The sequence below is a fragment of the Ideonella oryzae genome, assembly GCF_024055665.1.
Lineage (GTDB): Bacteria > Pseudomonadota > Gammaproteobacteria > Burkholderiales > Burkholderiaceae_C > Ideonella > Ideonella oryzae.
In genome coordinates this window covers 183,364-205,147 of the sequence record NZ_JAMXMC010000001.1, presented here as the reverse complement: position 1 = coordinate 205,147, position 21,784 = coordinate 183,364, and the positions used below count along the sequence as shown (strand labels likewise).

23 protein-coding genes are annotated in these 21,784 nt (G+C 70.4%); 14 read left to right on the top strand and 9 right to left on the bottom strand.

The annotated features are described in order from the left end of the window. Window positions 1-2: 2 nt before the first annotated feature. From M0L44_RS01000 to M0L44_RS00985, 4 genes are read left to right on the top strand one after another with little or no spacing between them, the layout of a single operon-like run. Window positions 3-620 carry a histidine phosphatase family protein gene (locus tag M0L44_RS01000; protein WP_252767748.1) on the top strand — a complete coding sequence of 206 codons (618 nt, stop codon included), beginning with the start codon at window positions 3-5 and terminating at the stop codon, window positions 618-620. Window positions 621-630: 10 nt separating this feature from the next. Continuing rightward, window positions 631-1,206, top strand: a complete 576-nt coding sequence (gene cobU, locus M0L44_RS00995; protein WP_252767747.1) for a bifunctional adenosylcobinamide kinase/adenosylcobinamide-phosphate guanylyltransferase — start codon at window positions 631-633, stop codon at window positions 1,204-1,206. Between the two features lies 1 nt (window position 1,207). Beyond that, a complete protein-coding gene (locus tag M0L44_RS00990) occupies window positions 1,208-2,110 on the top strand; it encodes a cobalamin-binding protein (protein ID WP_252767746.1) in 903 nt (300 codons plus the stop codon). Continuing rightward, window positions 2,107-3,648, top strand: a complete 1,542-nt coding sequence (locus M0L44_RS00985; protein ID WP_252767745.1) for a cobyric acid synthase — start codon at window positions 2,107-2,109, stop codon at window positions 3,646-3,648. The genes M0L44_RS00990 and M0L44_RS00985 overlap by 4 nt, the downstream gene beginning before the upstream one ends. Here M0L44_RS00985 and M0L44_RS00980 read toward each other — a convergent pair. After that, window positions 3,640-4,557, bottom strand: a complete 918-nt coding sequence (locus M0L44_RS00980) for an AraC family transcriptional regulator (RefSeq protein WP_252767744.1) — start codon at window positions 4,555-4,557, stop codon at window positions 3,640-3,642. The two genes, M0L44_RS00985 and M0L44_RS00980, sit on opposite strands and share 9 nt — an antisense overlap. 100 nt (window positions 4,558-4,657) lie before the next feature. On the opposite strand from M0L44_RS00980, the gene M0L44_RS00975 reads away from it, so the two are divergent. Beyond that, on the top strand, window positions 4,658-5,413 hold the full coding sequence (locus M0L44_RS00975; RefSeq protein ID WP_252767743.1) for an SDR family oxidoreductase: 756 nt from the start codon (window positions 4,658-4,660) through the stop codon (window positions 5,411-5,413). Window positions 5,414-5,438: 25 nt separating this feature from the next. Here M0L44_RS00975 and M0L44_RS00970 read toward each other — a convergent pair whose 3' ends face one another. Continuing rightward, window positions 5,439-6,968: a DUF2779 domain-containing protein gene (locus M0L44_RS00970; RefSeq protein WP_252767742.1), complete on the bottom strand. Its 1,530-nt coding sequence runs from the start codon at window positions 6,966-6,968 to the stop codon at window positions 5,439-5,441. 405 nt (window positions 6,969-7,373) lie between these two features. Here M0L44_RS00970 and M0L44_RS00965 point away from each other — a divergent pair, with 405 nt between their 5' ends. Both M0L44_RS00965 and M0L44_RS00960 read left to right on the top strand, forming a co-directional pair. After that, on the top strand, window positions 7,374-7,904 hold the full coding sequence (locus M0L44_RS00965; protein WP_252767741.1) for a hypothetical protein: 531 nt from the start codon (window positions 7,374-7,376) through the stop codon (window positions 7,902-7,904). 340 nt (window positions 7,905-8,244) lie between these two features. Beyond that, on the top strand, window positions 8,245-8,808 hold the full coding sequence (locus M0L44_RS00960) for a ferritin-like domain-containing protein (RefSeq protein ID WP_252767740.1): 564 nt from the start codon (window positions 8,245-8,247) through the stop codon (window positions 8,806-8,808). 171 nt (window positions 8,809-8,979) lie between these two features. Here M0L44_RS00960 and M0L44_RS00955 read toward each other — a convergent pair whose 3' ends face one another. Beyond that, window positions 8,980-9,984 (bottom strand): zinc-dependent alcohol dehydrogenase family protein, encoded by a 1,005-nt coding sequence (locus M0L44_RS00955; RefSeq protein WP_252767739.1) that lies wholly within the window; start codon window positions 9,982-9,984, stop codon window positions 8,980-8,982. Between the two features lie 99 nt (window positions 9,985-10,083). Here M0L44_RS00955 and M0L44_RS00950 point away from each other — a divergent pair, with 99 nt between their 5' ends. Further along, window positions 10,084-11,010: a LysR family transcriptional regulator gene (locus M0L44_RS00950; protein WP_252767738.1), complete on the top strand. Its 927-nt coding sequence runs from the start codon at window positions 10,084-10,086 to the stop codon at window positions 11,008-11,010. 27 nt (window positions 11,011-11,037) lie between these two features. Here the strand turns inward: M0L44_RS00950 and M0L44_RS00945 are convergent, their stop codons facing one another. Further along, entirely contained in the window at window positions 11,038-11,286 is a 249-nt protein-coding gene (locus M0L44_RS00945) for a hypothetical protein (protein WP_252767737.1), read from the bottom strand. Beyond that, entirely contained in the window at window positions 11,283-11,630 is a 348-nt protein-coding gene (locus M0L44_RS00940; protein ID WP_252767736.1) for a Rieske 2Fe-2S domain-containing protein, read from the bottom strand. The genes M0L44_RS00945 and M0L44_RS00940 overlap by 4 nt, the downstream gene beginning before the upstream one ends. Window positions 11,631-11,853: 223 nt before the next feature. On the opposite strand from M0L44_RS00940, the gene M0L44_RS00935 reads away from it, so the two are divergent. The 5 genes from M0L44_RS00935 to M0L44_RS00915 all read left to right on the top strand — a co-directional run bounded on the left by M0L44_RS00935 (window position 11,854) and on the right by M0L44_RS00915 (window position 15,592). Then, complete coding sequence (locus M0L44_RS00935; protein ID WP_252767735.1) at window positions 11,854-12,744, top strand: metallophosphoesterase family protein; 891 nt, start codon at window positions 11,854-11,856, stop codon at window positions 12,742-12,744. A gap of 2 nt (window positions 12,745-12,746) precedes the next feature. Continuing rightward, window positions 12,747-13,100 carry a cupredoxin domain-containing protein gene (locus tag M0L44_RS00930; RefSeq protein ID WP_252767734.1) on the top strand — a complete coding sequence of 118 codons (354 nt, stop codon included), beginning with the start codon at window positions 12,747-12,749 and terminating at the stop codon, window positions 13,098-13,100. Next, window positions 13,097-13,642, top strand: coding sequence for a sigma-70 family RNA polymerase sigma factor (locus M0L44_RS00925; protein WP_256489907.1), 546 nt, complete (start codon window positions 13,097-13,099; stop codon window positions 13,640-13,642). Before M0L44_RS00930 ends, M0L44_RS00925 begins: the two co-directional genes overlap by 4 nt. Then, a complete protein-coding gene (locus M0L44_RS00920) occupies window positions 13,639-14,508 on the top strand; it encodes a hypothetical protein (protein ID WP_252767733.1) in 870 nt (289 codons plus the stop codon). Before M0L44_RS00925 ends, M0L44_RS00920 begins: the two co-directional genes overlap by 4 nt. Window positions 14,509-14,620: 112 nt before the next feature. Then, a complete protein-coding gene (locus M0L44_RS00915) occupies window positions 14,621-15,592 on the top strand; it encodes a bifunctional helix-turn-helix transcriptional regulator/GNAT family N-acetyltransferase (RefSeq protein ID WP_252767732.1) in 972 nt (323 codons plus the stop codon). 43 nt (window positions 15,593-15,635) lie between these two features. Here the strand turns inward: M0L44_RS00915 and M0L44_RS00910 are convergent, their stop codons facing one another. The 3 genes from M0L44_RS00910 to M0L44_RS00900 form a co-directional block, all read right to left on the bottom strand. Continuing rightward, complete coding sequence (locus M0L44_RS00910; protein WP_252767731.1) at window positions 15,636-16,937, bottom strand: DEAD/DEAH box helicase; 1,302 nt, start codon at window positions 16,935-16,937, stop codon at window positions 15,636-15,638. An 11-nt stretch (window positions 16,938-16,948) separates the two neighbouring features. Then, window positions 16,949-18,364: an ATP-dependent RNA helicase DbpA gene (gene dbpA, locus M0L44_RS00905; protein ID WP_252767730.1), complete on the bottom strand. Its 1,416-nt coding sequence runs from the start codon at window positions 18,362-18,364 to the stop codon at window positions 16,949-16,951. 134 nt (window positions 18,365-18,498) lie between these two features. Next, a complete protein-coding gene (locus tag M0L44_RS00900; protein WP_252767729.1) occupies window positions 18,499-19,422 on the bottom strand; it encodes a pyridoxal-phosphate dependent enzyme in 924 nt (307 codons plus the stop codon). A gap of 146 nt (window positions 19,423-19,568) precedes the next feature. On the opposite strand from M0L44_RS00900, the gene M0L44_RS00895 reads away from it, so the two are divergent. Further along, window positions 19,569-20,483, top strand: coding sequence for a LysR family transcriptional regulator (locus tag M0L44_RS00895; RefSeq protein WP_252767728.1), 915 nt, complete (start codon window positions 19,569-19,571; stop codon window positions 20,481-20,483). 52 nt (window positions 20,484-20,535) lie between these two features. Here the strand turns inward: M0L44_RS00895 and M0L44_RS00890 are convergent, their stop codons facing one another. After that, window positions 20,536-21,768 carry a D-amino acid dehydrogenase gene (locus M0L44_RS00890; RefSeq protein ID WP_252767727.1) on the bottom strand — a complete coding sequence of 411 codons (1,233 nt, stop codon included), beginning with the start codon at window positions 21,766-21,768 and terminating at the stop codon, window positions 20,536-20,538. Between the last annotated feature and the right edge of the window lie 16 nt (window positions 21,769-21,784).

Sequence of the window (21,784 nt, the reverse complement as noted above, 5' to 3'; positions counted from 1 at the left end):
CCATGGCCCTGATCCTCGTTCGCCACACCCGCGTGGACCTGCCGGCCGGCACGTGCTACGGCCATGCCGATGTGCCGCTGCTGCAGCCGCACGATCCGCCCTTCGACGGCGTGGGCCAGCGCCTGCGCACGCTGCTGGCCCGCATCGGGGTGGACGCCCGGGTGGGGGCGGTGGTGTGCAGCCCGCTGAGCCGCGCCCGCCTGCTGGCCCAGCACCTGGCGGCGGACCATGGCCAGACCGTGGCCGTGGACCCGCGCTGGATGGAGCTGCATTTCGGGGCCTGGGAGGGCCGGCGCTGGGACGACATCCCCCGTGTGGAGAGCGACCCCTGGGCCGCCGACACCCACCACCGCGCCCCGCCCGGCGGCGAGACGCAGAACGCCCTGATCGCCCGCGTGCAGGCCGCCCTGGCCGCGCTGCACGCCCCTGCCAGCCAGCCCGGCCAGGCGGTGCTGGTGGTGGCCCATGCCGGGCCCTTGCGCGTGGCGCTGGGCGCGGCCCAGGGCTGGGTGGCCTCGGCCGACCCGCAGCAGGCGCCGGTGTCCCTGGACTTCGGCGGCCTGACCTGGCTGGACCCGCAGCCCGGTGGCGGCTGGGCGCTGCGCGCCCTCAATGCATGAAGATCGACCCATGGCCGAACACACCCTGATCCTGGGCGGCGCCCGTTCTGGCAAGAGCGCCTGGGCCGAACGCCAGGCGGCGGATTGGGCTGCCGAGGCGCCGGGGCGCGAGGTGGTGGTCATCGCCACGGGCGAGGCCCGCGACGAGGAGATGCGCGCCCGCATTGCCGCCCACCAGGCCCAGCGCCCGGTGGGCTGGCAGACGGTGGAGGCGCCGCTGGCGCTGGCCGAGGCCCTGGCCGCGGCGGACGGCCCGCAGCGCCTGCTGCTGGTGGACTGTCTGACCCTGTGGCTCACCAACCTGCTGCTGGCCGACCTGCCGCCGGAGCTGGACCTGGACAGCGTGCGCGCCCTGCAGCCCGGCCCGCGCTGGCAGGCCGGCCGCGCGGCCCTGCTGGCCGTGCTGCCCCGGCTGCAGGCCCCGGTGCTGCTGATCGGCAACGAGGTGGGGCACGGCATCGTGCCGCTGGGCGCGGTCAACCGCCTGTTCGTCGATGAGAGCGGCCGCCTGCACCAGGCCCTGGCCGCACAGTGCGCCCGGGTGCGTTTCGTGATGGCGGGCTGCGTGCTGCCGCTCAAGGGGTGAGATGAAGACGCTGAGTTTGTGCTGTGCCGGCCTGCTGGCCGCCACGATGGTGTTGAGCGGCCCCGCCAGGGCCAGCGTCAGCGCACAGGACGATGACGGCCGCACCGTGACGCTGCCCGCGCCGGCGCGGCGCATCATCAGCCTGGCGCCGCACACCACCGAGCTGCTCTACGCGGCCGGCGCCGGCGCCCGCATCGTGGCCACCGTGCGCTACGCCGATTACCCGCCCGAGGCCAAGGCCCTGCCGCAGGTGGGCGACGCCCACGCGCTGGACCTGGAACGGATCGTCGCGCTCAAGCCCGATTTGATCGTGGTGTGGATGCACGGCAGCTCGGCCCGGCAGATCGAGCGCCTGCGCGCGCTGAAGATCCCGCTCTTCCACAGCGAGGCGCACAGGCTGGAGGACGTGGGTGAGGGCATCCGCCGCCTGGGCGTGCTGGCCGGTACCGCGGACGTGGCCAACGCTGCGGCCAACGCCTACGCCCAGCGGGTGACGTCGCTGCGGGCCCGCTACAGCCAACGCACGCCGCTCAAGGTCTTCTACCAGGTGTGGCAGCAGCCGCTGCTCACGCTGAACAAGCAGCACCTGATCAGCGACGCCATCCGCCTGTGCGGCGGCGTCAACGTCTTCGCCCAGCAGACCGCACTGGTGCCCACCGTCAGCCCCGAGGCGGTGCTGGCTGCCCAGCCGCAGGTGCTGGTGGCCGCCAGCGTGGGCGGCCAGCCCGATGACAGCCTGGCCCTGTGGGCGCCGTTCAAGCAGTTCGAGCCCATCGCCCGCCACCATGTGGTGTGGCTCAACACCGACCTGATCAGCCGCCAGGGCCCGCGCATCGTCGATGGTGCGCAGCAGCTCTGCGAAGGCCTGGACAAGGTGCGCACCGACCTGGCGGCCAAGCCATGAGCGCCGCGCCCTGGCTCGGCATTCCCAGCCGGGCGCTGATGGTGCAGGGCACCACCTCGGACGCGGGCAAGAGCACGTTGGTGGCCGGCCTGGCCCGCTGGCTGGTGCGCCAGGGCGCCCGGGTGGCGCCCTTCAAGCCGCAGAACATGGCCCTGAACAGCGCGGTGACGGTGGACGGCGGCGAGATCGGCCGCGCCCAGGCCCTGCAGGCCCTGGCCGCCCGCGTGCCGCCCACCACCGACATGAACCCGGTGCTGCTCAAGCCCAGCAGCGACACCGGCGCGCAGATCATCATCCACGGCCGGGTGCGCAGCGACATGGACGCCCGCGCCTACCACCAGTACAAGCCCATCGCCTTCGAGGCAGTGCGCGAGAGCTTCGAGCGCCTGCGCGCCGCGCACGACCTGGTGCTGGTGGAAGGCGCCGGCAGCCCGGCCGAGGTGAACTTGCGCGACCGCGACATCGCCAACATGGGCTTTGCGCTGCCCTACCGGGTGCCGGTGCTGCTGGTGGCCGACATCGACCGCGGCGGTGTCTTCGCCCACCTGACCGGCACCCTGGCCTGCCTGTCGCCCCAGGAGCAGGCCCTGGTCCGCGGCTTCGTCATCAACCGCTTCCGCGGCGATGTGAGCTTGCTGACGCCCGGGCTGGACTGGCTGCAGCAGCGCACGGACAAGCCCACGCTGGCGGTGCTGCCCTACCTGCACGGCCTGCACCTGGACGCTGAGGATGCGGTGGACGCCCAGCAGGCCGCGGCCGCCCACGGCCCGCGGCTGGTGGTGGCGGTGCCGGTGTTCCCGCGCATCAGCAACCACACCGACTTCGACGCCCTGCGCGCCCACCCGCAGGTGGACCTGCGCTTCGTCGGCCCCGGCCAGGCGCTGCCGGCCTGCGACCTGATCGTCCTGCCTGGCAGCAAGAACACCCTGGCCGACCTGCGCTGGCTGCGCGAGCAGGGCCACGAGGCGGCCATCGCCCGTCACCTGCGCTATGGCGGCAAGCTCATCGGCATCTGCGGCGGCTTCCAGATGCTGGGCCGCGCGCTGCACGACCCGCTGGGCCTGGAAGGCCCCGCCGGCAGCCAGGCGGCCGGCCTGGGCCTGCTGGACATGACGACCACGCTGGCGGCCGACAAGCAGCTGCGCCGGGTGCAGGGGCGGCTGGCGGCGTTGGGTGCGGCCGATGACGCGCCCGCCGCCGTGCAGGGCTACGAGATCCACCTGGGCATCAGCCAGGGCCCGGCGCTGCAGCAGCCCGCGGCCTGGCTGCAACCTGTGGACGACGATGCCGTCGCCCCGCGCCCCGATGGCGCGCTGAGCCCCGACGGCCAGGTGCTGGGCAGCTATGTGCATGGCCTGTTCGACGACCCGCAGGCCCAGGCCGCGCTGCTGCGCTGGGCCGGCCTGCGCGACGCCGCCGCAGTGGACCTGGCTGCGCTGCGCGAAGCCAGCCTGGACCGGCTGGCCGATGTGCTCGAAGAGCACCTGGACGCCGACACGCTGTGGCGGGTGGTGGCCGAGACCCCGCGCTCAGCGTGAGGGGGATGGCGCCCCTGCACGGGCGTAGCGCCCGGGGGCCTGCCCCACCTGTCGGGTGAAGGCCAGGCTGAAGGCGCTGGCAGAGCCGTAGCCGACGCGCTCGGCCACTTCGGCCACGGGCAGCCGGTCTTCGCGCAGCAGGGCCTTGGCGATTTCCATGCGCCAGGCCAGCAGGTATTCCATCGGCCCCTGGCCCATCACGCGCCGAAAGCGCTCGAAGAAGGCGGAACGGGACAGAGCCGCCAGCTTTGCCAGCTGTTCGCTGGTCCAGGGCCGATCGACCTGGGCGTGCAACTGGCTGAGCACGCGGGCCAGACGCGCATCGGCCAGGCCGCGCAACAGCCCGGGGGGCGCGGTGTCGGTGGCCGCCATGCGCATCGATTCGATGAGCAGCAGCTCCACCAAGCGGGTGAGTGCGAAGTCCGCGCCGGGTCGGCCGTCGGCCGCCTCCTCACCCACCATGCGCACCAGCTGCGCCAGTCGGGCCGAGCCCCGCACATGGACCACGCCGGGCAGCATGGCGGCCAGCAGCGCGGCGTCGCCGCCATCGAAGGCGAAGGCGCCGCCCAGCGAGCGCATGTCCGGGCGCCCGCGCCGCTCCCCGTAGCGCAGGCCGCCCCGCGTGTTGGCGGCGGCCTGCGGGTCCAGGGGCATGGGCGGCGGGGCCTCGCCCGGGCTGGAGAGCGTGAAACCCGGCGTGCGGGGCAGCAGCACGAAGTCCCCGGCTTGCAGGGTGAAGGGAGCGTGGCCGTCGACGCTGAGTCGGCAACTGCCCGCCAGCAGGATGCAGAAGCTGGGCAGGCCGTACTCCGCATAGCGCACGGCCCAGGCGCCCTTGGCCGTGATGGGGTTGGCCATCACCGCACGGGGGCGCAGCAGGCGGACGACGTCGGACAGGGGATCGTGCATGTCTGGACGATCAATGAAGTTTGACGGACTGTAGACGATTGGAAGTCCGGTCTGGCGCCCCTATCGTTCATCTCATGTTCCACGCATCAGGAGATGAATCATGAAAACCGTGCTGATCACCGGCTGTTCGTCCGGCTATGGGCTCGAGACGGCCCGCCACTTCCACGCCCTGGGCTGGTCGGTCATCGCGACGATGCGTCAGCCCCGTGACGACAGCTTTCTGCCCGTGTCGGACCGGCTGCGCGTGCTGCCGCTGGATGTGACCCGTTCGGAGAGCATTGCCCAGGCGCTGGAGGCGGCCGGCCCCATCGATGTGCTGGTGAACAACGCCGGCATCGGCCTGTTCGGCGCCTTCGAGGCAACGCCGATGGCCACCGTGCGGGAGCTCTTCGAGACCAACACCTTCGGCACCATGGCGATGTGCCAGGCCGTCATTCCGCAGTTTCGGGCCCGTGGGGCCGGCACGCTCATCAATGTCACCTCCAGCGCCGTGCTGGCACCCATGCCCCTGGTGGCGGCCTACACCGCCAGCAAGACGGCCATCGAGGGCTTCAGCGCCTCCCTGGCGCTGGAGCTGGCACCGTTGGGCGTGCGGGTGAAGCTGGTGGAGCCTGGTCACGGCCCCCAGACCCGCTTTGCCAGCAACGGCCAGCAGCGTATGCAGGGGCTCGTCACCGAGCCCTATGCCGCCTATGCGCAGGGCGTGTTCGCCCAGTTCATGGGGGACGCGCCGAAGACCGAGGCGACCGATGTGGCCGAGGTCGTCTGGCAGGCTGTCCACGACACCTCGGACCGGATGCGCTACCCGGCGGGCCCGAATGCGGTGGCGTTGGCCGCGCTGCCCGCCGGCCACTGACGCTGTTGGAGCCGTGGCTGGGCGGTCATGGCGGGTTCGCGCTTTCGCGTCGGTGCTCGAACAACGCCACCAAGCGGCGCAGCGCCGCCGTCTGCCGCTGGCCATGGGCGTGCAGGGCCGCGCGCAGGCGCTGCAGTTCGGCCGCAGGTAGGCCGGGCTGCAGGGAACGGGCAAACGCCTCCAGCGGCGTGCCCTGCCCTTCGCAGTCAAAGCGTTCGGCGCCCAGGTCGGGTGCGATGGCGGCAAACACCGACTTGGCCGACCAGGAGCCGGCCATGGCCGGGTGGTAGTAGTGGGCGCGGGCGATCTGGAACAGATCGACGATGCGCTCGGCCAGCGCCAACAGCGCAGGGCCCATGTCCTCGAACTGGGCCGCCAGCTCGCGCAGGCGGTTGCGCTCGAAGCCGGCGTTGTAGGCCAGGATGGCCCCTTCGGCGCCCAGTGCCTGCAGCAGACTCTGTGCAAAGGCGCGGCCGGGATCGCCCGTCGGACCGGCCAGAAAACCCAGCGGCTGTGGCGGCTGCCCTGCTGCGGCCACCGTGTCGCAGCTCCACTGGAAGGGCAACACCTGGTAGGGCCGCGTGCCAGCCCACACCGGCACCGCAAAGCCGATGGTCTCGAAGCGCAGGAAGTGGCGTGGGTAGGGCAGGGCCCGCAACACAGCGGCCGCTTCAGGCTCCAGCACGGGCGCATCCTGCTGCACCGCGCGGGTGGCGCGGCGCAAGCGGGCGTCGGGCAGGGCCTCCAGCGGGACGCTGTGCAGGTCTGCATGGCCGGCAGCGCGCAGTTGGCTGGCCATCTCGCGGCCGACAACTTCCAGGCGCGCACGCGCGTCGGTCCTGCGGACGGACGCTTGCGGCAGGGCGCAGTGCGGCAGCTGTTCACAAGGGTGAGGCTGGGTGCAGGGAGCGCCCGGGGGCACAGGGGGCGCGGCTCCTCGGGCACAGGCCTGCATGGCTGCCAGCCACGTGCCCACGGGCCGTGAACCCAGCGTGGGGCCAAGGTCCACCTCCCGCAGCAGGCCGGCGTAGCAGCCGTGGCCGGGGTAGATGAAGCCGGTGTCCACCAGCAGCAGGCCCACGCTCTGCACGCGCAGCCCGCAGCGCGCAGCCACATGGGCCCACAGCGCCACCGCGTCTACGTCGGCTTCGGTGCCCACGGTGGCGTAGCGCAGCTTGAACAGGCGCCAGCCGTGCGCGCCTCGGGTGATGAGGTCGATCCACGCACGCGCACCGTCGTCACTGGACAGGCAGGCGCCGAACAGGGCCCAGCCTTCGGCTTCGGGCGTGGCCTGAGCCAGGGCGATGTGGGTGCGTTCCACGGCCCGGGTCCAATCGACTTGCGTCTGCGACGCTGACAGCGTCACCCCGGCCGGGAAGGAGGCGCGCAGCGCCACAGGCAGCGCCGGCCCCTGGACCACATCGCTGTCGGCGGGCTCGGTGGTGGCAGCTGCCGTTGCGCTGGCCCCCGCGTGTCGGTGCAGCCAGAAGCGGCGCACGCAGGCCCGCCACCGGCGCACGTCGGCATCGTCCAGGGGAGGCAAGGTATCGGCCATCATGGGCAGAAACGGACAAATCCGACAGTCGGCCGGCGCGGGCGGCCGGCGGTTTCACAGGCCCATGCCCCCTTGGCGATGGCGTCCTGGCGACAAACAGGGGTGAAGGCCATGGCGTTGGCTCCCAGGCAGTGCTTTGGGCGCGGGAGAGGCAAATTGCAGGCCATGGGGCAACGAGATCGCGCACTTGAACCGCGCCTGGTGCCATGAGAGGTCCAGGATGCCGCAGAGGCAGCTCCTGCCCAGATTGACCGCAGCTCTCAGTTGTCCGGCGCCCCCGTCCATGGTGATGTTCCGCGGCTCGGTGAATTGCGTCCCCGGGTGCGACACCGAACAGATGCCCGCATCTTCCGGCCCCACGCTTGCGCCACCGCCCCTGACCAGGGGTGACACAGGAGCCTCGCCATGAATGAATACCGTCACCACGTTTCCGGCATCTTCCTCGACCGCGGCGCGGCAGAGCAGGCCTCGCACCGCCTCTTCGAATGCGGCATTCCGCGCGAGAGGCAAAGCATCTACTCCTCCGACCCCGCCCACCCGGACACGCCGGAGCAGGGCCGCAGTAATGCGATCCTGAAGGACATCCTGGTGGACGGCGCCATCGGCACGGCCGTGGGCACCAGCCTGGGCGCCATCGGGCAGGTGGCGCTGGTGGCAGCCAACGTCAGCCTGTTCGTGGCCAGTCCGCTGGTCGCCCCGCTGGTCATGTTGGGCTGGGGCGCCAGCCTGGGCGCGACCGTGGGGGCGGCCGTCGGTGCAGTCAGCGCATCAGCCAAGAAGGAGGGCACGCTGTCGGCGTTGGTGCGCGACGCCATCGCGGCCGGTCAGATCGTCCTGGTGGTGCGAACCCAGTCTGAGCAGGAGTCGGCCATGGCCCGGGAGGTGATCCAGACCGCGGTCGGCCAATCTCAGGATGTGTCGGTCACGCAGGGCTGATCCGGCGAGCCCCCGTCCGCTCCCCCGTCCGTTCTTGCGGCAGGCCGTGACCCGCCCCACCATGCCGATCCGCTCTGCCGCCGGAGGGCTCCGGGCATGGGAGGGGGTCCGTTCGCTGGACCACAGACGACCTCGTCACGAAGGCAGAGACTCCGGGCGCCCGAGTTGAGCGGGGAGCTCCCTCGCGAGGGAGTTCCCTGCACTCGCGGCACCTCGTTCACAGCAGGAGTTCTCCATGAACCTTCACCACACCCGAGCCAAGGGTCGCAGTCCGGCACCGACGAGCACGGCCCTCCAGGAACTGGCCTTCACTTCGGAGGGCTCGCCTCCTCCCTTGGGCATGCCGGCCCAGCAAGAGCCCAAGGGCGCCGCGGAGCCTGTCGCCCCGCACCTGGTGCTGGACATGAAGGCGATCGAAGAGGCCAGGAGCGGCCTGGACCAGGGCGCCGTGACACCGCATTACGGCCCCTGGCGCATGGACATCGTCCAACTCCTGAACGACGCCCTCGCCACCGAACTGGTGTGCGCGTTGCGGTACAGGCGCCACCATTTCACTGCACAGGGCCTGGCCTCGCCCAAGATCGCCGAGGAGTTCCTGATCCATGCCGATGAGGAACTCGCACATGCCGACATGCTGGCCAGGCGCATCGTCCAACTGGGTGGCCTGCCGGACTTGTCGCCCGACTCACTGTCGCAGCGCAGCCATGCGGTCTACGACACCTCCGAGGAACTGAGGGCCATGATCACGGCGAACCTGATCGCTGAACGGGTGGCTATCGAGAGCTACAGCCAGATGATTGCGCTGATCGGCGACAAGGATTCGACGACGCGCCGGCTGGTCGAGGACATCCTGGGTGTCGAGCAAGCCCATGCCGAGGAATTGCGGGACTGGCTTGCCACTTGAGCGGGACGTCCGGCGAAGTCATCTTGACGCTGGCGAGGCCAGCGCTCCGGTCTGCGGCGATGTGGATGCCTTGATCTCCTTGCGGGCATATGGCAGGGTCTTAAGCTGTGGATGGATGCGGCGCATGTCGCCGCACACTGGCGCAGGCCCTTCGTTGGGGCCTGGCAGTCTTCACATCCGCACCACCACCTTGCCGAAGGCCCCTCGGGTCAGGTGTGCGAAGGCTGCCGGCACCTCCTCGAAGCCGTATTCGGCGGCGATCACCGGTTGCAGGCGGTTCAGTTCAACCGCGCGGACCAGGTCTTCCAGCGCGCGCCGGTGGCCCACGCTGATGCCCTGAACCACGGCGCGCTGCAGCAGGGTGTCGTAGGTGGACGCGGTGAACTCGCCGCCGTCCAGCACGCCGATCATGGACAGCCGGCCGCCCTGGGCCAGCACGGCCATGGAGCGCGCGACGTTGGCGCCGCCCACGGTTTCCAGCACCTGGTCCACGCCGTGCCCGCCGGTGAGGCGGCGGATCTCCGCCGGCCAGTCGCTGTCGCGCGGCAGCGCGTGGTGAGCGCCCAGCGCCAGCGCGCGTTCGCGCTTGTCCGCGCTGCCGGACACCACGATGGCCTGCGCCCCGTGCAGCCGGGCCAGTTGTACGCCGAACAGTGCAACCCCGCCGGTGCCGTGGACCAACACGGTCTGGCCCGCGCGCAGCCCGCCCTGTTCCACCAAGGCGAACCAGGCGGTCAGCCCGGCGCAGGGCAGGGTGCTGGCTTGCACCGCGGATGCGTTGGCCGGCGCGGCCACCAGCCATTGGGCATCCAGCAGCACGTTCGAGGCCAGGCCGCCCGGCCCCGGCGCCCCCAGGATGGTCACATCGGCGGGCGCCTGCCCGTCGATCCACCCTCCGACAAAGGTGCTGATGACCCGCTCGCCGCCTTGCCAGCGGCTCACCCCCGCCCCCACGGCAGTGACCGTGCCCGCAAAGTCCGACGCCGGCACCAGCGGGTGCGGCATGCTGCGGCCGTAATCACCGGTGGTGACCATCAGGTCGCGGTAGTTCAGGGCAGCGGCTTCCACCCGCACCAGCACCTGGCCGGGGCCGGGCTGGGGCATGGGGGATCCGATGCAGCTCAGGTGATCCAGGCCGGGGGCGGTGAGTTGCCATTGGCGCAGCAGGTCGCTCATGTGATGTTCCTCGGGAAGACAACGGAGAGAGATGCTATTGATGCCACTGACGGCGCAGTGAAGCCATTTCTTCCGAAGATTGGCGCCAAAATAGCGTCAATGAGCGAACGTCTGAATGGCATTGAGGCCTTTGTCGCTGCGGTGGAGGCGGGCAATTTCGCCTTGGCGGCACAGCGGTTGGGGCTGACCCGTTCGGCCGTGGGCAAGAGCGTGGCCCGGCTGGAGGCACGGCTGGGCACGCGCTTGTTCCACCGCACCACCCGCAGCCAGAGCCTGACCGAGGACGGGCAGGCCTATTACGAGCGTTGCCGCAGGGCGCTGGCTGAACTGGATGCCGCCGATGCCGCCTTGGAGGCGGGCCGGCTCACGCCCTCGGGGCGGCTGCGCATCACCATGCCCGAGGTGCTGGGCCGGGTGCTGGTGGCACCTCTGCTGTTGGAGCTGGGGGCGCAGTACCCCGAGCTGTCCTTCGACGCTGCCTTCAACGACCGGCGGGTGGACCTGGTGGAAGAGGGCCTGGACCTGGCCATCCGCAGTGGCCCGCTGGACGACAGCACGGCCCTGGCGGCCCGGCCGATGGGGCACCAGTGGATGGGCATGTTCGCCTCACCGGCCTACCTGGCCGCACGTGGCCGGCCCGCCAGCCTGGAAGCGCTGCTCGCCCAGGCGTCGGCGCATCGCTTCGTGGGCTATGTGCGCGACAGTGGCCGGCCTCCCTGGCAGTTCCGGGATGCCAAGGGCCAGGCGGTGGCGTTCACGCCCTCCAGCCAGTTCGACTTCGGCTGCAACAGCCTGGAGATTGCGGCCATGGCGGCCATGCAAGGGGCAGGCATTGCGCGGCTGCCGGTCTGGCTGGTGCGCGAGGCCCTGGACCAGGGCCGCCTGGTGCGTGTGTTCGAGGAGCCCCAGGCCTTTGGCTATGCCGTCCACGCCGTGTGGCCGCACGCCCGCGCCATGCCGCTCAAGACGCGGGTGCTGATCGACCTCTTGGTCGAACGGTTGGTGCCCGCGCTGGCCGTGCGTTGACGGAGGCGGCCCCATGGGCGCCGGCCCTCAGAACCCTTCGCTCTTGCTTCCCCAGGGCACGCTGCCTGGCACCAGGCCGGCCCTGATGCCGGCTTTCTCCACGGCGGCCTGGTCCTTGTAGAAGGTGGCCTCGTGCACCAGCGCGCCCTTGGGCGACATGACGGCCACGTATTTGGCGGGCAGGTCCACCTCGCAGCGGTAGCCGCCACCGCAGTCGGTGGTGCTGCGCAATTGGCCGTCCCAGTCCACAAAGAATCCTTCCGGGGTGCTGCTCATGTCGTCGCTCCATCGTTGGCCGTGGCCGGGCCTTGCAGGTCGAGTTCCACCCGACCATCGTGGGTCAGGCGAAGCGGGTATTCGTCCAGTGCGCAGCCCTCGGGTCGCAGGCCTTCGCCATTGCGGCCGTCAAACACCCAGCCGTGCACGGTGCAGGTCAGGGTGCGGCCGTTGAACTGTGAGTTGTTGACCAGCGACTGCTGCTCATGCGGGCACAGACCCGTGAACGCGCGGGGCTGGCCGCCGTCGGGCCAGATCACCAGCACTTCGTGGCCGTCGAGCAGGAAGGGCACGGCTTCGCCTTCGCCCAGGTAGCGTTGTTTGCACAGCGTCTGAAAGCTCATGGGGCAAGGCTCCTTGCGCGAAACCGGCGGAGTGACATGAGGCGTGACAGGCAGGCCCTGTTCCAAAGCCGACAAAGCCGGGTCCGAGCCCAGGCGTTGCAAAAGGCGCGCCATCAACGCCCAAGCTTCTTTTGCAGGTTTCGGTTCCAGGCGGGAATAAAGGCGGACCGCCGCCGATCTTGCAGACATCCATTCACACCTTCATTCACTCCGAGGAGCTCGCATGTCTGCACAGTTGGATCGACGGCATTTCCTGCGCCTGGCCGGCGTCGGGGTTGGCGCTGTCTTCGCGTCCGGCCTGTCCGGCTGCACGGCCTGGGCCACGGCGCCGTCCCGCGACTTCCACTTCGTCCAGCTGTCGGACACCCATTGGGGCTACGCCGGGGCCGCCAACCCGGAGGCCAAGACCACCTTGGCCCGTGCGGTGGCGGAGGTCAACGCCTTGCCCATGCCGCCCGACTTCATCGTCTTCACGGGCGACCTCACCCACACCACGGACGACCCCCAGGAGCGCCGCAAGCGCCTGCGCGAGTTCAAGGCCATCGTGGCCGACCTGAAGGTGCAAGACATCCACTTTCTGCCCGGTGAGCACGACGCCTCGCTGGACCAGGGGGCCGCGTTCCAGGAGTTCTTCGGGCCGACGCATTACAGCTTCGATCACAAGGGGGTGCATTTCATCGCCCTGGACAATGTGTCCGATCCCGCGGCCCGTCTGGGCGAGGCGCAACTGGCCTGGCTGGCGCAAGACCTGTCCGGTCTGGACAAGGAGGCGCCGATCGTCGTCTTCACCCACCGCCCCTTGTTCGACCTGGCGCCCCAGTGGGATTGGGCCACGCGTGACGGAAGCCAGGTGCTGGCGCAGCTGATGCCGCATGCCCATGTCACCGTGTTCTACGGCCACATCCACCAGGAACACCACCACCAGAGCGCCCACATCGCGCACCATGCGGCCACCTCGCTGATCTTTCCCTTGCCGGCGCCGGGCTCGCAACCCTCGCGTGCGCCCATCCCCTGGGATGCCGCGCAGCCCTTCCGTGGCCTGGGTTGGCGGGATGTGCAGCGGCATGGTGCCGGCGACTACGCGCTGGACCAGCATGGCGTGAAAGGGGCATGACCATGGACCGACGCCTTGTGCTGGCTGGATTCGCGGCCACGCTGGTGGCCGCAGCCTCGCGTGCCGCGAGCGGCGGGGAGCCTCGCCGTATTCCCGTGGTGGCGCGCAAGTTCGTGTTCATCCCGCGGGAGATCACCGTGCGGCGGGGTGAATCGGTCGTGCTGGAGTTCACCGCGCCCGAGGTGGTGATGGGCTTCTTCGCCCCGCAGCTGGGTTTGCGCGCGTTGATCGTGCCAGGCGAGGTGGCCAAAGTGCCCTTCACCGCTGACAAGGTGGGCCGCTTCGACTTCCTGTGCGATGTATTCTGCGGCGATGGGCACGAGGGAATGAATGGGCAACTCATCGTCCAGGCTTGAACGTGGCGGATGACGGTCAGGGGCGCTTCGCGGCGTCCGTGCTGCCGCACCTGGATGCGGCCTACAACCTGGCGCGCTGGCTGGTGCGTGATGCGCACGACGCCCAGGACGTCGTGCAGGATGCGCTCGTGCGCGCGCTGCGGCATTTCGATGGCTTTCGCGGCACAGATCCCCGCCCCTGGCTGCTGGCCATTGTGCGCAATGCCGCGCTGGCCTGGCTGGGCGCGAGGCGACCTGCAGAGGTCGATTTTTCCGAGCTGGAACATGAGCTGGATGCCGCCCTGGCCATCGGCGCGTCGGCCAATGATCCCGAAACCCTGGCCATCCAGCGTGCCGAGCGGCGCGAGATCGATGCCGCCATCGCCGCGCTGCCGGTGGCATTTCGGGAAGTCGTGGTGCTGCGGGAACTGGAGGAGCTGTCCTACCGCGACATCGCGCGGATCACTGACGTCCCCATCGGCACCGTGATGTCGCGGCTGTCGCGGGCACGGAACCTGTTGGCCGTGGCCCTGCGGCCCGCGCCAGCGAGGACACTTTCATGAACGACGACGATCTTTGGCTGGACGCGCTGCTGGACGATGAGCTGGACGTCTCGGCCAGCCTGGCACTGCAACGGCGCCTGGCGGCGGAGCCCGCCTTGCAGCAGCGGCTGGACGCGCGCCGGGCCCTGCGCGACGCTGTCCGCCAGCAGGCCACGCGGCATGCTGCGCCGGATGCGTTGCGTGCCAACCTGCTGGTGGGCTTGGCGCCCGCCGGCACCGCGAACGACCTGCGCGGCGCGGGTCCGGTGCCGGCGCCAACAGCACCCCCGCGCCGTCGATCCTCGTTCGGGTCGCCTTGGGTCCTGGGGCTGGGCAGTGCTTTCGGTGGAATGGTGCTGGCCACGCTGGGCACGCTGGCGGTGGTGGATCCAGGCGCGCTGGGGTGGCGTGGTGACAGCGCCCTGGCGGCACTGCAGACGGCGGAGGCCTCCGAAGCCGTGAGCGCGCACACCCGCGCCCTGCTGGTCGATCATCCGATCGAGGTGGCCAGCTCGGACCAGCACACCGTGCGTCCCTGGTTGTCGGCCCGGCTCAACTTCGTGCCGCCGGTGACCGACTTTGCGCCCGAAGGCTATGCCTTGCTGGGGGCGCGGCGGGACGTGTTGTCGGGGGAGACCGCTGCCGCGCTGGTGTATCGCCACGGGGCGCATGTGGTGTCGGTGTTCGTGCGGCCGGTGGACCCCACCGCGCCGCGTGCCGCCGAGGCCACCCGCGTGGTGCGCGGCTTCAACGTGATCGAGCGCACGCTGGGCGGGCTGGCCTACTGCTTTGTGTCGGATGCCAACCCTCAGGAGCTCAGGAAGCTGGCGGACCTGGTGGTGCCGCTGGCAGGGCGGCCAGCCTCGCTGCCCTCCGCAGGAGGATGAGGGCTGGCAGCAGGCCACCAGGCACCGATCGCCTGGGCGCGCAGGCTCGGATGGTTTTCTTTGAAATTCAATTAATTGCTTTTGGCAACTAAATGGCGCAAAATTTTGGGCCATGGACAATGCCGACCGCATCGAAGCCGTTCGCCGCTTCAACCGCTTCTACACCCGTCATCTGGGCGTGCTGAACGAAGGGCTGCTGGATTCGCCTTTCTCGTTGACGGAAGCTCGGGTGCTGTGGGAGCTGTCCCGGCTGGACGAGGGCTCTGGTATCACCGCCACCGAGCTGGGCCAGACCCTGGACCTGAACGCCGGCTACCTCAGTCGGCTGCTGAAAGCGCTGAAGGAGCGCGAGCTCATCGAGTCCAGTCGCAGCGCGGCGGACGGGCGGCAGTGGCTGCTGCAGCTGAGCCCGGCCGGCCGGGCGGCATTTGCGCCACTGGACCAGCGCTCCCAGCAGCAGACGGATGCCCTCCTGACACGCCTGAGCGACACCCAGCAGGTGGCCTTGCTGCAGGCCTTTCGGCAGGTGCAGGCACTGCTGGAGGATCCGAAGGCCAAGCCGGCCCGGGGCAGCTTCATCCTGCGGCCACCGAGGCCCGGTGACATGGGGTGGGTGGTGTCGCGCCACGGCGCGCTCTATGCCCGGGAGTACCAGTTCGACATGTCGTTCGAAGCCCTGGTGGCCCGCATCGCGGCGGACTTCCTCGACCGCTTTGATCCCCACCGAGAAGCGTGCTGGATGGCCGAACGTGATGGCGTGAACCTGGGTTGTGTGTGTCTGGTCCAGGCCCGCGACGAGGCCTCGGCCCAGCCCATCGAAGGCACGGCTCAGCTGCGCCTGTTGCTGGTGGAGCCCACGGCCCGCGGGCTGGGGCTGGGCGAGCGGTTGGTGGCCGAATGCACCCGCTTTGCCGTGGAGGCCGGCTACCGGCGCATCCGGCTGTGGACCCACAGCCAGCTGGGCGCTGCGAGGCACCTCTACGCCAAGGCGGGCTACCGGTTGATGACCAGCGAGCCCTTCACCGGCTTCGGCCACGAACAGGTGGCCGAGACCTGGGAACTGGACCTGGCCGCGCACCCTTGAGCGAACACGGGGCCCCGGAGCCCCGCAGGCGCCTGGGTCCGTCTCAGCTGCCGTTCGTCGCGGCCGCGGCCCGCAGCTTGTCCTTCTTGCTCGGCCGCGTGCCCTTGATGCCGCCGGTGGCAGCGCCGGCCGGGGCGGTCTCGGTCACGTCGAAGCCTTCGATGCGCTCGCGCGGCACGCGCCGGCCCTGGCGCTTTTCGATCAGGCGGAAGTGCGCCTCGGTGGCCGGGCTGATGAAGCTCACCGCCAGGCCGCTGGCGCCAGCGCGCGCGGTGCGGCCGATGCGGTGCACATAGTCGGCCGCGGCGCGGGGCAGGTCGTAGTTCACCACCACCGGCAACTGGGCGATGTCGATGCCGCGTGCGCCCAGGTCGGTGGCCACCAGCACCTGCAGCTCGCCCGCCTTGAAGGCGGCCAGCAGGCGTGTGCGGGCGCCCTGGCTGGCGTCGCCGTGGAAGGCCTCGGCCGTCAGGCCGGCGCGGCGCAGCTTGTCGGCCACGTGGTCGCAGGCATAGCGGGTGGCGACGAAGACCATCACCCGCGGCCAGCCTTCCTGGTCGATCAGTTGGCGCAGCAGCGGGGTGCGGCGGGTGCTGTCCACCTCGATGGCGCGTTCGGTCAGCCGGCGCTCGCTGGCTTCCTCGGCTTCGTCGGTCTCGGCTTCCGCGTCAGTGAGGCTGCCGGCCGCCTGGTGGGCCAGCGCCACCCGCAGCGGGTCGTGCAGCAGGCGCTGGGCCAGGGCGTCCACCTCGGCCGGGAAGGTGGCCGAGAACAGCAGGTTCTGGCGCCGCGCCGGCAGCGCGCGCAGCACGCGGGCCAGTTCCTCGGCAAAGCCGCTGTCCAGCAGGCGGTCGGCCTCGTCCAGCACCAGGGTGGCGACGTCGTCCAGGCGCAGGCCGTTGTGGTCCAGCACGTCCAGCAGCCGCCCCGGGGTGGCCACCACCACGTCGGCACCGCCGCGCAGCGCCATCAGCTGCGGGTTGATGGACACGCCGCCGTACAGCACGCTGAGCTTGACCGGCTTGGGCAGATGCTCGGCCAGGGCCTGCAGGGTCTCACCCACCTGGGCGGCCAGTTCGCGGGTGGGCACCAGCACCAGGGCCTGGGGCCGACGCTTGCCGATGGGGGCGTGGGCGGCCAGGCGCTGCAGCAGGGGCAGGGCGTAGGCGGCCGTCTTGCCCGAACCGGTGGGCGCGCAGGCCTGCACGTCCTGTCCGGCCAGAGCGGCCGGAATGGCCGCGGCCTGCACGGGGGTGGGGGCGTCCAGGCTCAGGGCCTGGACGGCGCGCAGCAGCCGGGGCGACAGCCCCAGGGCGTCCCAGCCGGCCACCTCAGGCGTGTTCATCGGCGATTCGCTCACAGCAGCCTCACCTTCACCGCACGGCCCTTGACCTTGCCGTCAGACAGTCCGCGCAGCGCCGCGTCGGCGATGCTGCGGTCCACCGCCACGTAGGTGGAGAAGTCGTTGACGTTGATCTTGCCGATCTTCGCGCCGTCAAAACCCAGGTCCTTGGTCAGCGCGCCCAGCACGTCGCCGGGGCGGATCTTCTCCTTGCGCCCGCCCAGGATCTGCAGCGTCGCCATCGGGGGCAGCAAGGCCGGGGCGTCGGCGGCGTCGGCCAGTTCGCTCAGCGGGTGCCATTCGCTGGGGCGGCCTTGCATCTCGTCGATGCGGCCCACGCTGCCCATCTCGTCCAGGCTGGCCAGGCTGAAGGCCCAGCCCTCGGCATCGGCCCGGCCGGTGCGGCCCACGCGGTGCACATGCACCTCGGGGTCGGGGGTGATGTCCACGTTGATGACAGCCTCGAGCTGGGCGATGTCCAGGCCGCGGGCGGCCACGTCGGTGGCCACCAGCACGCTGCAGCTGCGGTTGGCAAAGCGCACCAGCACCTGATCGCGCTCGCGCTGGTCCAGGTCGCCGTGCAGTTCCAGCGCCACGAAGCCCTGGGCCTGCAGCACGGCCACCAGGTCGCGGCATTGCTGCTTGGTGTTGCAGAAGGCCAGCGTGCTGACCGGGCGGAAGTGCTTGAGCAGCAGGCTCACCGCGTGCAGGCGCTCGCTGTCCTTCACCTCATAGAAGCGCTGGCGGATCTTGGTTTCGGCGTGGCGCTCGGTGAGCTTCACTTCCTTCGGGTCGCGCATGAAGCGCCCGGCCAGCTTGGCCACGCCCTCCGGGTAGGTGGCCGAGAACAGCAGGGTCTGGCGCGCCTTGGGGCAGCGTTCCACCACCTGGGCGATGTCTTCGGCAAAGCCCATGTCCAGCATGCGGTCGGCCTCGTCCAGCACCAGGGTGTTCAGGGCGTCCAGCGCCAGCGTGTCGCGCGAGAGGTGGTCCAGGATGCGGCCGGGCGTGCCCACCACGATGTGGGCGCCGTGCGCCAGGCTGGCCAGCTGGTTGCGGATGGGCGCGCCCCCGCACAGGGTCAGGGTCTTGATGTTGTCCTCGGCCCGGGCCAGGCGGCGGATCTCCTGCGTGACCTGCTCGGCCAGCTCACGGGTGGGGCACAGCACCAGGGCCTGCACGGCAAAGCGGCGCGGGTTCAGGTTGGCCAGCAGGGGCAGGGTGAAGGCGGCGGTCTTGCCGCTGCCGGTCTTGGCCTGGGCGATCAGGTCGGCCCCGGCCAGGGCCAGCGGCAGGCTGGCGGCCTGGATGGGCGTCATGGCCAGGTAGCCCAGTTGCTGCAGATTGGCCTGCATGGCCGGGGGCAGGGGCAGGCTGGCGAAGGAGGCGGCGGCGGGCGCCGGAGCGCCGGTCGTGTCGGTGCGGGTCATGCGCGATTGTCCAATGAACTCTCGCCGGACGGCGGCTGGCGCTGAGGTACCTTGCCACGGTAGGGCCCGGCTGGAGGGGGAACGTGGCTGTTCGCGCCGACCGGTGTGTGCATGCCGGGAGCGCGCTGACGTGGTCAGTGTGGGGCTGACAGGCGGGCGTGCAGCGCACGCAGCTCGGTGTCGGGCGTGGTCACACCGCCACAGACGACCACCGCGATGGACCGTGCCACGTTCAGCAGAGGGTGCCCCTGCGTCAGTGCGGCCAAGGCGGCGCCGCAAGCAGGCTCCACCACCAGCCGGTGGTCGTCCATGAGGCGAACCGCCGCAGCGACGGCCTCGGCATCGCTCACCACCAGGGAATGGACCGGGTGGCGCTGTGCCCGGTGCACGGATTCGTCACAGGGTTGCTTGGCCCCCAAGGTGGTGGCGATGCTGGTGATCCGGGGCAGGGCCACCGGATGGCCCGCCTTCAGCGATTGGGCGTAGCTGTCGGCGCCGACGGTCTCGACCGCCAGGACGGGGACGTCGAACCAGCCGTTGCGCCACAGGCCCTCCAGCACACCGCACAAGAGGCCGCCTCCGCCGACGGAGAGCACCACCACGTCTGGCTTGGGGCCTTGTTCGGCCATCTCGTCCACCAGGACGGCATGGCCTTGCCAGAGCAGGGGGTCATCGAAGGGATGCACGAAGGCGTCTTGCGGCCCGGTCAGTTCTTCGGCCAGTGCGTGGGCCTCGGCCCAGTGGCTGCCATGCACCGTCAGCTGGGCGCCGGTGTCCAGAATGATCTGACGGGCCCGGGCCGAGGTGGTCTCTGGCACCACCACCCGCACCGGCACGCCCAGGGCGCGGCCTGCATAGGCTGCAGCAATGCCGGCGTTGCCCCCTGAGGACGAGATGAAGCCCCGTGCACCTTGGGCCAGGCGTGCTTCGCACAAGGCGCCCACACCGCGCAGCTTGAAGGAGCCGCAGGGCTGCAAGGCCTCCAGCTTCAGCCAGACATCCTGGTGCTGAGACAGTGGTGATGAACGCAGGTAGGGCGTGCGGATATGCAGTGGCATGGCGAGGCAAGCAATGAATCACGGGGGTATGGGGGCAACCGAAGGGCATGGTAGGTCGCGCAGGGTATGCTGGCGAGTGCTATGAAAGTTGCCGTGTGATGCCTGCCAGGCATCGCCAATGCAAGAAGCCGCAAGACCCGCACGCCATGCGCAACATCCAATTCCGGCACCTTCGCTATTTCGTCGCTGTGGCCGAGGCGGGCAGCGTGCAGGCGGGGGCCCGCGTGGTCGGCATCGTCCAACCTGCACTCTCCCGGCAGATTCGCGAACTCGAAGAAGCCATCGGCACGCCACTTCTGCGGCGAACCACCAAGGGCGTGGAAGTGACAGCGGCCGGGCAGTCCTTCCTGAGCGATGCACGGCAGATGCTGCAGGGGCTGGCGCAAAGTCAGGACCGGGCCCTGCGCGCATCGCGGGGCGAGCTGGGGGTGCTGCGGGTGGGCGCGTTGCCCAACTACCTCTTTCTGCCTGCCCTGGCGGGTGCGCTGCAACGCTTTCGAGCCGAGCTGCCGCGGGTGAGCCTGTCGGTGGAGCCGATGTTGTCTGTCGAGCAAGCTGCTGCCATGGCGCAGGGGCAGATCGATGGCGGCATCATGGCCTGGCGGCAGGTGGAAGCACCGCACCTGAGCCATGTGTTGCTGCTGAAGGAGCGTTTCGTGTTGGCCATGCCGTCTTCGGGCACGGCGCGGGTTCGCCCGCCCCGCAAGCTGGCTGACTTGGCGGGAACGCCTTTCGTCTGGTGCGACCCGATTCGGTCACCAGCCCAGCACCGCTTTCTGATGGCCCAATGCCAGGAGGTCGGGTTCACCCCCCAGGTCCAGCAGACAGGTAGCGACTTGGCCACCTTGATGGGGCTGGTGGCGGCTGGCGTGGGCTGCACCTTCGTGCCCAGCAGCATGGCGTCCACCTGTCCTCCCAGCATCCGCCTGGTGAGCCTGGGAGAAGTCGGTCGGCACTTTCCGGTGGAGTGGGTGTACGCCCCTGACCGGGTGACGCCCGTCATGCAGCGCTTCATGGCCTTGCTCAAAGCCGCTGTGGCAGAAGCCGGCACAGCGGGATAGGGCCCCCAGCCTCCTTGGACCAATGGCCGCGGCCCAGGCGCGGGCGACCCTTTCAGTCCATCGCGGAGGCGACGTTGGACGCCACCATGTCGGCGGTCACGGCCGAGAGCGTCCAGCCCAGGTGGCCGTGCCCGGTGTTGTAGAACACGCCGGGCGCGCGGCCCCGGCCCACCCGCGGCATCATGTTGGGCATCATCGGCCGCAGGCCGGCCCAGGGCACCACGCGGCGCGTGTCCACACCGGGGAAGCACTGGCGCACCCAGTCGACCAGCGGCCGGATGCGGTCGGCGCGGATGTTGCGGTTCTCGCCCGCGAACTCGGCCGTGCCGGCCACGCGGAAGCGGTCCGGCCCCAGGCGGCTGCTGACCAGTTTGGTCTCGTCATCCAGCAGGCTGACGTTGGGCGCGGCCGCGCGGCTGGCCTCGTCGTCCAGGTGCACGGTGATCGAGTAGCCCTTGACCGGGTAGACGTTCACCCGGTCGCCCAGCTGGGCTGCGAAGCCGCGGCTGGCCACGCCGGCGCACACCACCACGCCGTCGAAGCGGCGCGGGCTGGGCTCGCCCTCGGGGCCGGTGGCCGTGAGGGTGACACCACCACCGGCTTCGGGCCGCAGCTGGCTCACCTGCTGTTCGTACAGGCATTCCACGCCGCGGCGCTGGGCCGCCTGGGCCAGGCCGAAGGTGAAGCGGTGGATGTCGCCGGTGCTGTCGCTGGGGGTGTAGAAGCCACCGTGGTACTGGCCGGCCAGCGTGGGCTCGATGGACTTGATCTCCTCGGGCGTGACGGCCCGGCGGTCCAGCCCGCCGCGGGCCAGCAGGGCGGTGACCTTGGCCGCGTGGTCGAAGCCGGCCTTGTCGCGGTAGATGTGCAGGATGCCTTCGCGCTTGTGGTCGAAGTCAATGCCCTCGGCCTCGGCCCAGGCAAACAGGTGCTGGCGCGCGGCAATGGCCAGGCGGGCCGTCTCGATGGTGTTGCGCTCGTACTGCGGCATGGCGGCGATGAACTCGGCAAACCACGAGAGCTTGTGCCAGCCCGGCGTGGGCGAGACCAGCAGCGGCGCATCGGCCCGCAGCATCCACTTCAGGCCCTTGAGCACGGTGGCCGGCAGGTTCCAGACCTCGGCGTTGGATGCCGAGAGCTGGCCGCCGTTGGCGAAGGATGTTTCCATCGCCGCGTAGCGGTGGCGTTCGTACAGCGTGACGGCAAAACCGCGCAGGGACAGCGCGTAGGCGGTGGTCACACCGGTGATGCCGCCTCCGAGGACGGCGAGATGGGGCTTGCGCATGACAGGACTCCGACGT

Excerpts from the sequence above, each read along its gene's own strand:
- M0L44_RS01000 (WP_252767748.1), top strand. The coding sequence starts at position 3 with ATGGCCCTGATCCTCGTTCGCCACACCCGCGTGGACCTGCCGGCCGGC.
- cobU (WP_252767747.1), top strand. The coding sequence starts at position 631 with ATGGCCGAACACACCCTGATCCTGGGCGGCGCCCGTTCTGGCAAGAGC.
- M0L44_RS00990 (WP_252767746.1), top strand. The coding sequence starts at position 1,208 with ATGAAGACGCTGAGTTTGTGCTGTGCCGGCCTGCTGGCCGCCACGATG.
- M0L44_RS00985 (WP_252767745.1), top strand. The coding sequence starts at position 2,107 with ATGAGCGCCGCGCCCTGGCTCGGCATTCCCAGCCGGGCGCTGATGGTG.
- M0L44_RS00980 (WP_252767744.1), bottom strand. The coding sequence starts at position 4,557 with ATGCACGATCCCCTGTCCGACGTCGTCCGCCTGCTGCGCCCCCGTGCG.
- M0L44_RS00975 (WP_252767743.1), top strand. The coding sequence starts at position 4,658 with ATGAAAACCGTGCTGATCACCGGCTGTTCGTCCGGCTATGGGCTCGAG.
- M0L44_RS00970 (WP_252767742.1), bottom strand. The coding sequence starts at position 6,968 with ATGGCCGATACCTTGCCTCCCCTGGACGATGCCGACGTGCGCCGGTGG.
- M0L44_RS00965 (WP_252767741.1), top strand. The coding sequence starts at position 7,374 with ATGAATGAATACCGTCACCACGTTTCCGGCATCTTCCTCGACCGCGGC.
- M0L44_RS00960 (WP_252767740.1), top strand. The coding sequence starts at position 8,245 with ATGCCGGCCCAGCAAGAGCCCAAGGGCGCCGCGGAGCCTGTCGCCCCG.
- M0L44_RS00955 (WP_252767739.1), bottom strand. The coding sequence starts at position 9,984 with ATGAGCGACCTGCTGCGCCAATGGCAACTCACCGCCCCCGGCCTGGAT.
- M0L44_RS00950 (WP_252767738.1), top strand. The coding sequence starts at position 10,084 with ATGAGCGAACGTCTGAATGGCATTGAGGCCTTTGTCGCTGCGGTGGAG.
- M0L44_RS00945 (WP_252767737.1), bottom strand. The coding sequence starts at position 11,286 with ATGAGCAGCACCCCGGAAGGATTCTTTGTGGACTGGGACGGCCAATTG.
- M0L44_RS00940 (WP_252767736.1), bottom strand. The coding sequence starts at position 11,630 with ATGAGCTTTCAGACGCTGTGCAAACAACGCTACCTGGGCGAAGGCGAA.
- M0L44_RS00935 (WP_252767735.1), top strand. The coding sequence starts at position 11,854 with ATGTCTGCACAGTTGGATCGACGGCATTTCCTGCGCCTGGCCGGCGTC.
- M0L44_RS00930 (WP_252767734.1), top strand. The coding sequence starts at position 12,747 with ATGGACCGACGCCTTGTGCTGGCTGGATTCGCGGCCACGCTGGTGGCC.
- M0L44_RS00920 (WP_252767733.1), top strand. The coding sequence starts at position 13,639 with ATGAACGACGACGATCTTTGGCTGGACGCGCTGCTGGACGATGAGCTG.
- M0L44_RS00915 (WP_252767732.1), top strand. The coding sequence starts at position 14,621 with ATGGACAATGCCGACCGCATCGAAGCCGTTCGCCGCTTCAACCGCTTC.
- M0L44_RS00910 (WP_252767731.1), bottom strand. The coding sequence starts at position 16,937 with ATGAACACGCCTGAGGTGGCCGGCTGGGACGCCCTGGGGCTGTCGCCC.
- dbpA (WP_252767730.1), bottom strand. The coding sequence starts at position 18,364 with ATGACCCGCACCGACACGACCGGCGCTCCGGCGCCCGCCGCCGCCTCC.
- M0L44_RS00900 (WP_252767729.1), bottom strand. The coding sequence starts at position 19,422 with ATGCCACTGCATATCCGCACGCCCTACCTGCGTTCATCACCACTGTCT.
- M0L44_RS00895 (WP_252767728.1), top strand. The coding sequence starts at position 19,569 with ATGCGCAACATCCAATTCCGGCACCTTCGCTATTTCGTCGCTGTGGCC.
- M0L44_RS00890 (WP_252767727.1), bottom strand. The coding sequence starts at position 21,768 with ATGCGCAAGCCCCATCTCGCCGTCCTCGGAGGCGGCATCACCGGTGTG.